Raw genomic sequence first — 8,525 nt, 5'->3', positions numbered from 1 at the left:
TTAGCGTTGGGCGAAAACTCGCAGTCGCTCGCCGTCGAAGACATTGTCTATCCAGATGGACGAGATCGGCAACGAGCCATTTATGCCGGCAACAATGACGCCTTACTCCAACCCTTCAGCGCGAAGCGTTCTACGCTGGGAACGCCAAGCCGGACCGTGCCGGTCACCATCGCAAGTTCACGAGGATCTCTCATATGTCAGTGCATGGGCCCGAATTCGAACTGCGCAGCCTGCGCTATTGGCTTAGCCGCTTGCGATCCGAGCGCGGCATCGTATAGCGGGTTCGACCTCACCCTGGCGTAGGGCGCCGTTTGAGATTGCGAGCTTGCCTCCACGCTGTTATCCGCCACACTTAAGTCAGATTCGGACAAGCGCTACGAGCGCAGCCTCATGCAGCGTGATACAGGCGCATGGAAGTGTCGCCGATATGCATCAATGCGGTCTACAAAACATACCGGGGTACTAACTTCTGAATTAATTGCACTATTCTTATACGAACGATCCGGCAGCATCATGAGCCGGCGTCGACACCTGCCCCGAGGGGTTCGGCATGAACCTGTTATCTTTTCGCACGCCTGTCCTTTACGCGGCTTGTCATCGCTGCGGCAACGCGTTGACGCACGGCGAAGAAGAATGCCCACATTGCGGCACGAATCAATCCCGGGCATTGCGCGCGCCGAACTCCGTCGACTTCAATAACAGCAACGTCATGATGATGCCCGGCCGCATGCTCGTGCCGTATCCGAGCGTGCCCGAGGAAGTCGATGCTGCAATGAATATTGCGCGGGAGCGTGCCCGCGTAGTCCGTCGCGTGGCCTTTGGCGTGGCGGGCGGCGGACTGCTCGCCATCGCGCTGGCGCTGACTTATGCACCCGGCCTGAGATCGCCCGTGGTTCAACGGCTTGCCGCGCTGCCGGAGCCTGCAAGGACACCCGCGTTCGTTCCGGTAGTAACCGACAACACACCGAAAGCCGCTGCACCGGCCAGCGCAACGACGGTCGTCGCGGCAGCAAAGCCAGCGAGCCCTACCCCTATCCCGGTGAGCGCTGCCAAAGCCCCGGCGGTGAACCGTCCGGCGCCCCCCGCAGTGTCCTATGCGGCAGCCCCGCCACTGACGCAAACTCCGGCGCCTACACCGGCTCCCGCGCCAACGCCCGTAGCAGCAACGAATCCGGCAACCGAGATGATCGCCTCGATCATGAACAAGCTGACGACTGCCGCGGGGGTCCTGCGCGCTGAGATTTCAACGCTCGCGATGCGTTTTTCGTCGGATCCGGGCACACAGGCAACATCGAACGCACCTGCGCCTATAGCCGAAACATCCGCAACAACCCCAACAACAGCGGCGAACGTGACGAACACGCCAAGCCCGATGGCTGAACCGGTATCAAGGAGTCCGACGAACCTGCCGGCTGTCACGCTCGCACCCAATAATCCAACGCCGTCAGCACCTGTCACGCTGGCGCAGGACACGGTTACCACGCCCCCCTCCACGACCGCAACAACCATCAGCCCCCCGTCTGCGCTCGCCGCCTTACCCCCTGCGCCCAGCCCTGCCGCCACCGCCGATGTCCCCATCGCCAGCCATGCGCCGCAGCCGTCCGCGCCGGTTGAGAAGGAACTGCCGAAACTGTCGTTGCCGCCGGTCTCGCCGGTTATCGCCACTGAGCGTCCGCCATTGGGCAGCCCGGGCGAAAGCCTCTATTTCGCCCGCCTCGCACTGGTCACCAACGACTTGAGCGCGGTTCAGAAGAACCTGGCCAACGTGCCCGCGAATCAGGTCAATAGCCCCGACGTCCAGCGGGTGCGCGACGACCTCGCCCAACGCGAAGCCGCACGCGATACCGCCATGCAACACGCCCGCGCATGTGACCGCTCGGCTTCATGGCGATGCGCACGGCGTTATGCAAAAGACGCGCTTGCTATCGACTCGAGCTATACGGACTCGCGCGTGTTCCTCAAGCATGTGGCTATCAAGATTGCTGAAGCAAAGAAAGCGGCGGAAGCCGCGCAGATTCAGACCGCCGCCATCGCGCAACGCGGTCCGTTGCACCCGGCGCCCATCCGCGAGGCCGTTGCAATCCCGGCAATCCCGCGCACGGCTCCAGTTGCGAGCACGGGTAGCGCTCCGAGCACGCCGGCCAGCGCGCCGCCACGCTTGTTCGCGAACCCGGTCGCACGTGCGCCACGCGAAACCCACGTAACACACGAGGCTCGCGAGACCCGCGTGGCGCCGGACGCGCGTGAACCTGTAGTGGAGTTTCAGCCCGTACGCAACGCGGACGCAGAGTCGTCCGGATCCAGGGCGCCAGACGACAACACACCCATTCGCCCACCAGGTCGCGGCGAAGCGCATTGAAGCGCAGCGAGGCATGCACCCACATATATTGCGTATTGCGCGATATTGCAGGTCAAGCCTCGCCGCCAATCGCATGCCACACGCGCCTACCCTGCTGGAATCGTCACGATGGGCGTCTTCACGTCCTGATTGGTTTCCGCCAGCGCCATCAACATCTGCACGACCGTGAACGCGTACTTTGAATCAAAGTCGCGCCGGTCAATCCAGTATTGCGACGGCCCATACTGGATGTCGATATACGCATCTTCCGGCGCCTTCTTGCCCACGTTGACAACAATCGTAGGCCGCGTCTCCACGCCGATCAACCCGATGGTCGGCTTGGTCGATCCGTGCGTCACCAGTTCGTCCGGCACGCTGACCTGCGCGCCAAGGTCCGTCAGAATCCCGAGCACGGAACGCGTGACCATGGGAATCCGTTCACCGCGCTGAGCCGACTGCCCATACACTACCTCGTAGGTCTTGGTCTTCGGCGAGAGCTTCAGCAGCCTGCGCACCAGCGCGAGATCCGCTGACGTCTGCCCGCTCTCGCCGCTCGTGGTCGCGCCAAGCGTGAAATAAACACGCCCGCCTTTATCTTCATCGCGCGACTCAACGTTGAGCTGGCCGGCTAGTTGAAGCCGTCGCAATGCCTGGATCAGCTCGAAGAAGCCAACACTGCCGTTCGCATTCGGGCCGCCCAGCGCGTTCGCGTTCTGCAAGCCGCCTATCGACTGCGCGGTAATGCGCAACAGCAAGTCGATAGGAATCGCGCTCTCGGCCAGCGGCAGTACGAGCGCCGGCGCAAGCGGGCGTATGTAAGCCGTTGCGAACGCCTGGCCCGTAGTCGGTGTGAATGTGAACGTGGGATGGTTGGAGTAAGAAACGCTGCCGTTAGCGGCAGCGAAATTCTGCGTGGTGTCACCTGCGCTAAGCGTGGAACCGGCGGTGGCGTCGAACGTATAAGCGGCAATAATCTGGCTGACGCTCAAGAAGGCGGGCGAGTCCGCGAACCGGATGCCTACAATAGCCGCGAGTATTTCGCGCTTCTTGGCTTCACCGAGTGCCCTCGCATAATCGACCTGATCGGCCTTGAGGCGGTTTGCACCGAGCGTGGTGCAGCCGCTCGCGGCAACGCAAATACACAACATGGCGGACAGCAGGGCTTTTCTTCTCATTCACGAGTCGACCATCGGTTAGTGCGGGCAGCAGGCTGCTGCCCCGCCAACGGCCGCCGTCGCAACTTCCGTTCCCCGCCGATGCATTGGCAGAGCAGACAAGCGTCAATGGGCTCGGTTGATAACTTACCTGTCAGTGATCCGTCAGTTAGTGTTGGTGGTCGCGGTTGCGCCGTTTGCTCCCGTTGCACCCGATCCGTCGGTGGCTTTCTCGGCCTTCTGAATGTCGTTCGGATAGTTCGACTCGCTTGCAGTCGGCTTATAACCATGGTTCTCCAGATTTTTCAGATCGGCCTTGTCAGACGCTCTAGTGGTCGGTCCGTTGCCCGGTTGCGCGGTGGCTCCGGTCGCTGCGGACTGTGCATAAACCAGGTTCGTGAAAGCTAAAGAAATCGTCGCGGATGTAATTGCGGATGCAAACATCACCCGCGCGAAATGAAACTTCGACATGGTCGTCTCCCGGGTTGTCGTTGCTTGCACAGCATTGGGCATACCCGGAGCACCGGCATGAGATTTAATCCCCGCGAAGTCACTGCCCGTTCGCCTTGTCCTCGGCCTTGCGCAAGTTATCCGGGTAATCGTTGCGATCACCGGCCGGGTTATAGCCGTTCTTCTCCAGCTTGCTTAGTTCCGCCGAGTTCTTCGCCCGGGCCGCTTTTCTATCGGCCTTGCGTTGCGCTTTCTGCAACTGCTTGGGCGTTAGCGGTGCTGGCGACGGCGCGGCCGGCGTTGCATCGGTGCTCTGGGCAAATGCGCCAGGCGCGCCGCCCAGCACTATGCCGAGTGAGGCGAGAACCGTGATTGAAGCGACCCGTACGCGTGGCATGGTCATCCGCCTTCTGTAAGAAGCACGCCCGCATCGGCATTGCGCCGGGCCTGCTACATATTCAATCGTGCCGCTGCGCGTTCAACGATTGCAGCGCGCTGGGCACGTCCTGCTTCACCGCGACTCCACAGCAGATCCACCACCGCCTTCGGCGCCGTGTCGGGCGTACCCGAATCAAAGGGCGGCGCGGGCGCATATTCCAGTTGAAGCTGAATCGCCTGCGCTTCCGTTTCGCCGATCAAGCCAATAAGAAGCGTCAACGCAAAATCGATGCCCGCCGTCACGCCACCGCCCGTCATCAGGTTGCCGTCCTGAACAACGCGCTCTTTCACGGGAATCGCGCCGAAGCTTTCCAGGAAATGATGGGCCGCCCAGTGCGTGGTCGCGCGCCGTCCCCGTAGCAAACCAGCCGCTCCCAGTACCAGCGCACCCGTACACACCGATGTGACGAAGCGGGCCTGCGCGGACTGACGCCGGATGAAATCGAGCGTGATGTCGTCCTCCATCAATTCGCCGACACCCACTCCGCCCGGCACGCACAAGACATCGAGCGCGGGACAATCGGCGTAAGTGATGGTGGGCGTCAGCACCAGACCACTGGTCGCCCGGATCGGATCAAGTGTTTTTCCAATCAGGTGGACAGTCGCGCCCGGCACCGACGCGAACACGTCATGGGGGCCGGTCAGATCAAGTTGCTGGACGCGTGTGAAGACGAGGAAACCGATATGCAATGTCATGGCGATGAACCTTCAAATGGAAGTAGACGCACTCACAATACCTCGCTACGATTTGGCGTAATTGTCAATCAACCCTCGTTTCACGCCAACCCGGTTTCAGACCATGAACAATTCTCCGCGCCGTATCGACATCCTTGCGTTTGCAGACGTCCAGTTGCTCGACGTCGCGGGACCGCTCCAGGCGTTCGCCTCCGCCAATGAACTCTCGCTGGCGCGCGGAGCCGACGCACCTTATATAGCGCGTGTTGTCGCTGCAACCGCAGGAGAGATTCAAAGCACCGCGGGCCTCGGCCTGCTCGCCCAGCCCTTGCCTGCCGCTCAACAAACAACGGACACGCTGATCGTCGCCGGCGGACGCGGCGTGCATGCGGCATCGAGAGATCCGGCGCAGGTGGCCTGGGTCAGGGAGCGCGCGGCGCAGTGCCGGCGGGTTGCGTCGGTGTGCACTGGCGCGTTTTTGCTGGCAGCCGCCGGCCTGCTCGACAAGCGCCGCGCGGTTACTCACTGGGCGCATTGCGAGCACCTTGGAGAGCGTTACCCGGCCGTACGCGTGGACCCCGCGCCCATATTCATCCGTGACGGCGCGCTCTGGACATCGGCGGGCGTGACAGCCGGCATCGATCTCGCGCTTGCACTGATCGAGGACGATCTCGGCAGCGCGCTTGCGCTCGATGTGGCACGCGAACTGGTCGTGTTCCTCAAGCGGCCGGGCGGCCAGGCGCAGTTCAGCACAACGTTGTCGTTGCAAAAAACCGGCGATCGCTTCGCCGAGTTGCACGCGTGGATCGCCGAAAACATGTCAGCCGACCTGTCGATCGCGATGCTGGCCGAACGCACGGGCATGAGCGAGCGCAGTTTCGTGCGCCACTATCGGGCGCAAACGGGAATCACGCCGGCACGCGCCATCGATCAACTCCGTCTTGAAGCTGCACGTCGCCTGCTTGGCGATACGTCGTTTCCGGTCAAGCGCGTGGCCGCGCGCTGCGGATTTGGATCGGAGGAAACCATGCGGCGCAGCTTCCTGCGTTCACTAGGTGTCACACCGCAGGCTTACCGTGAACGTTTCTCGGCTGGCAGCGAGACTGAGGACACCGAAGACATCGCAGACACAAACGCGTCAGGCCGCACTCCAGTCACGCAGGACTAACGCTACGGCGGCGCAGCAACACCATTCAGCACGGCCGTTCGAGCCTTCGCGCATGCGAAACATTAATTCTTTCGCGATAATGCTGCATTGCGCTTTGCTCATAACCCACAATTTTTCCTCAATGTCCATTATCGATGTCCCGAATGACCCGCTCACGCGCGTGATCGCGCCCTATGGTGCGGGTCCCGCCGAACTCGCCCTCGCCATCGGAGGCCTGGCTATCGGCACCGGTGAGTTCGCGTCCATGACCATCCTGCCGGTCATCGCTAACGGCCTCGGTACTTCGCTGCCCGTGACCGGCCACATCATCAGCGCGTATGCGCTAGGCGTGGTGATCGGCGCGCCGCTCATCACCATTTTCTTCGCCAAAATCCCGCGCCGCGCGATGTTGATCGGCCTGATGCTGATGTTCGCGTTCGGCAATCTGCTCAGCGCGCTCGCGCCGAATTACACGCTGCTGCTGATCGCGCGCTTTATTTCCGGCGTGCCGCATGGCGCGTATTTCGGCGTAGCGGCGTTGACCGCGGCCTCGCTCGTGCCGCCCGACCGGCGCGCGCGGGCAGTGGGACGCGTGATGCTGGGGCTGACGATCGCCAATATCTTCGGCGTGCCGCTGGCGACCTGGCTCGGTCAGTGGCTCGGATGGCGCGCGGATTTCTTGCTGGTCGGCATGCTCGGTATTCTTACGATGATTGGCGTGCGCATCTTTCTCCCACCCATTCATGCGGGTGGCGCTACGCCGCGCCGCGAGCTTGGCGTGTTCAGGCGTCTGCAAGTCTGGCTGACTCTTTCGGTGATCGCGGTCGGCTTCGGCGGATTGTTTGCCGTGTACACCTACATTACGCCGACGCTGCTGAACGTCACCCACGTGGCGCCCTGGCGCGTGCCGCTGCTGCTCGGCGCGCTGGGTGTCGGCATGACGGCGGGCAGCCTGATCGGCGGCGTGCTGGCCGACAAATCGCGGCTCTGGACCATCTTCGGCATGCTGATCTGGAACGCCGCCGCGCTGGCTGCTTTTGCGTATTCTTCGGCCAACGAATGGACCGCCACGCTCAACTTGTTCGCGATGGGGCTCGGCATAGCTGTGGTCCCCGCCGTGCAGACGCGCTTGATGGACGTGGCCGGCGACGCGCAGACCGTTGCCGCCGCGCTCAATCATTCGGCCTTCAACATTGCGAATGCGTTGGGTGCGTGGGCCGGCGGCGTAGTGGTCGCGATGGGTTTCGGACTCGAGGCCACGGGCTGGACCGGTGCGCTGCTCGCCTGCGGCGGGGTCGTGCTGCTGGGTGTTTCCGTAGCGGTTGAGCGACGCTCATTGACGTCCGGCCCTGCAACGGTATGCGGTTCGTCGGGTGCGTGACCAGAGCCCGTGACTGGAGCACATTAAGAAAGCCCCTTGGGAAAGCCCTTTTTTGAAAACGCTCAAGCCCTAAGCTGTGCTGCCGTTATAGTAATCAGGTGCGTGCGCGCACCAACGAAGGAGCGGGCGTTTTCAATCCCTCCAGTGTCCAGATGAAGAGTAGAAATATCGACATCGAACGAGATTGAACCAGGAGCCGGGGCAGCCTTCGGCTCGGAGCGCCGATGAACGTCCTTCCCGCTAACCCCGCCACGCCGATGGCCGACGACAGCAGCGACAACTCCGCTGCAGACGTCGCCCGCGCGATCATTGACCCGGCGCGGTGGACCCACGCGGACAGTTCGGTCGATGTGCTGTTGCGCAGTGCCGGTGCCCAGGTCGATACCACCGCCTGGGCGTGGTATCAGGTCGGCGAGGACATGCATCTTGCCGGTCAGGGCGATCCAGCGCAAATGTGGCCCAACCTGCTCACCGCCGACACCTTCCACCCCTTTTGCACGGCCCAGCGCCTGTGTCTCTGGCCAACGGGCAGCGGCGAAAGCATCCTCGGCTGGCTGCTCGCGCCCGCCAGCCACGCGGGAAGTCCCACGCTTTCCAACCTTGCCCGCAGCCTGGGTGAAGCCCTGCAGACCGACGCGCTGGCGCGCGCGCAAAACACCCAGCGCGTACTCTACGAAATCGCCTACCTTGCGAGCTCCGTGCGTGAACGATCAGCATTCCTGCTCGGCGTGCACCAGCAGCTCGCCACGCTGATCGACGCGGAAAATTTCTACTTGGCGCTTTATGACGCGCCGAGCGGCAGAATCACGTACCCCTATTACGTCGATGTGATCGATACCTGCGCGCTCGAATGCACGATGTACGACACCCTCGATCCGTCACGCCTGTCGCTGACGGGCCAGGTGCTGACCACGGGCCAGCCGATGCTCATCGACAGCGCCG

The 8,525-nt window shown here is 62.5% G+C and carries 7 protein-coding genes and 1 pseudogene; 4 read left to right on the top strand and 4 right to left on the bottom strand.

The features are described 5' to 3' along the window. Positions 1-550 precede the first annotated feature (550 nt). A complete protein-coding gene (locus JWR14_RS14615) occupies positions 551-2,359 on the top strand; it encodes a hypothetical protein (RefSeq protein ID WP_299707862.1) in 1,809 nt (602 codons plus the stop codon). A gap of 86 nt (positions 2,360-2,445) precedes the next feature. On the opposite strand, the gene JWR14_RS14610 is transcribed toward JWR14_RS14615, so the two are convergent. The 4 genes from JWR14_RS14610 to JWR14_RS14595 all read right to left on the bottom strand — a co-directional run bounded on the left by JWR14_RS14610 (position 2,446) and on the right by JWR14_RS14595 (position 5,076). Beyond that, positions 2,446-3,486 carry a hypothetical protein gene (locus JWR14_RS14610; protein ID WP_299707864.1) on the bottom strand — a complete coding sequence of 347 codons (1,041 nt, stop codon included), beginning with the start codon at positions 3,484-3,486 and terminating at the stop codon, positions 2,446-2,448. A gap of 171 nt (positions 3,487-3,657) precedes the next feature. Next, entirely contained in the window at positions 3,658-3,963 is a 306-nt protein-coding gene (locus tag JWR14_RS14605) for a DUF4148 domain-containing protein (protein ID WP_299707860.1), read from the bottom strand. A 79-nt stretch (positions 3,964-4,042) separates the two neighbouring features. After that, positions 4,043-4,339, bottom strand: coding sequence for a hypothetical protein (locus JWR14_RS14600; protein ID WP_299707858.1), 297 nt, complete (start codon positions 4,337-4,339; stop codon positions 4,043-4,045). Positions 4,340-4,392: 53 nt separating this feature from the next. Beyond that, positions 4,393-5,076, bottom strand: a complete 684-nt coding sequence (locus JWR14_RS14595; RefSeq protein WP_299707856.1) for a DJ-1/PfpI family protein — start codon at positions 5,074-5,076, stop codon at positions 4,393-4,395. Between the two features lie 103 nt (positions 5,077-5,179). Here JWR14_RS14595 and JWR14_RS14590 point away from each other — a divergent pair, with 103 nt between their 5' ends. From JWR14_RS14590 to JWR14_RS14580, 3 genes and pseudogenes are all read left to right on the top strand, one after another. Beyond that, positions 5,180-6,223 carry a helix-turn-helix domain-containing protein gene (locus JWR14_RS14590; RefSeq protein WP_299707854.1) on the top strand — a complete coding sequence of 348 codons (1,044 nt, stop codon included), beginning with the start codon at positions 5,180-5,182 and terminating at the stop codon, positions 6,221-6,223. 121 nt (positions 6,224-6,344) lie between these two features. After that, complete coding sequence (locus JWR14_RS14585) at positions 6,345-7,583, top strand: MFS transporter (protein ID WP_299707852.1); 1,239 nt, start codon at positions 6,345-6,347, stop codon at positions 7,581-7,583. A 224-nt stretch (positions 7,584-7,807) separates the two neighbouring features. After that, a pseudogene (locus JWR14_RS14580) lies at positions 7,808-8,525 on the top strand (bifunctional diguanylate cyclase/phosphodiesterase); the annotation flags it as partial.

Origin of the sequence: Caballeronia sp., assembly GCF_028292365.1 — a bacterium.
Classification (GTDB): domain Bacteria; phylum Pseudomonadota; class Gammaproteobacteria; order Burkholderiales; family Burkholderiaceae; genus Caballeronia.
This window is presented reverse-complemented; position numbering and strand designations above follow the sequence as displayed.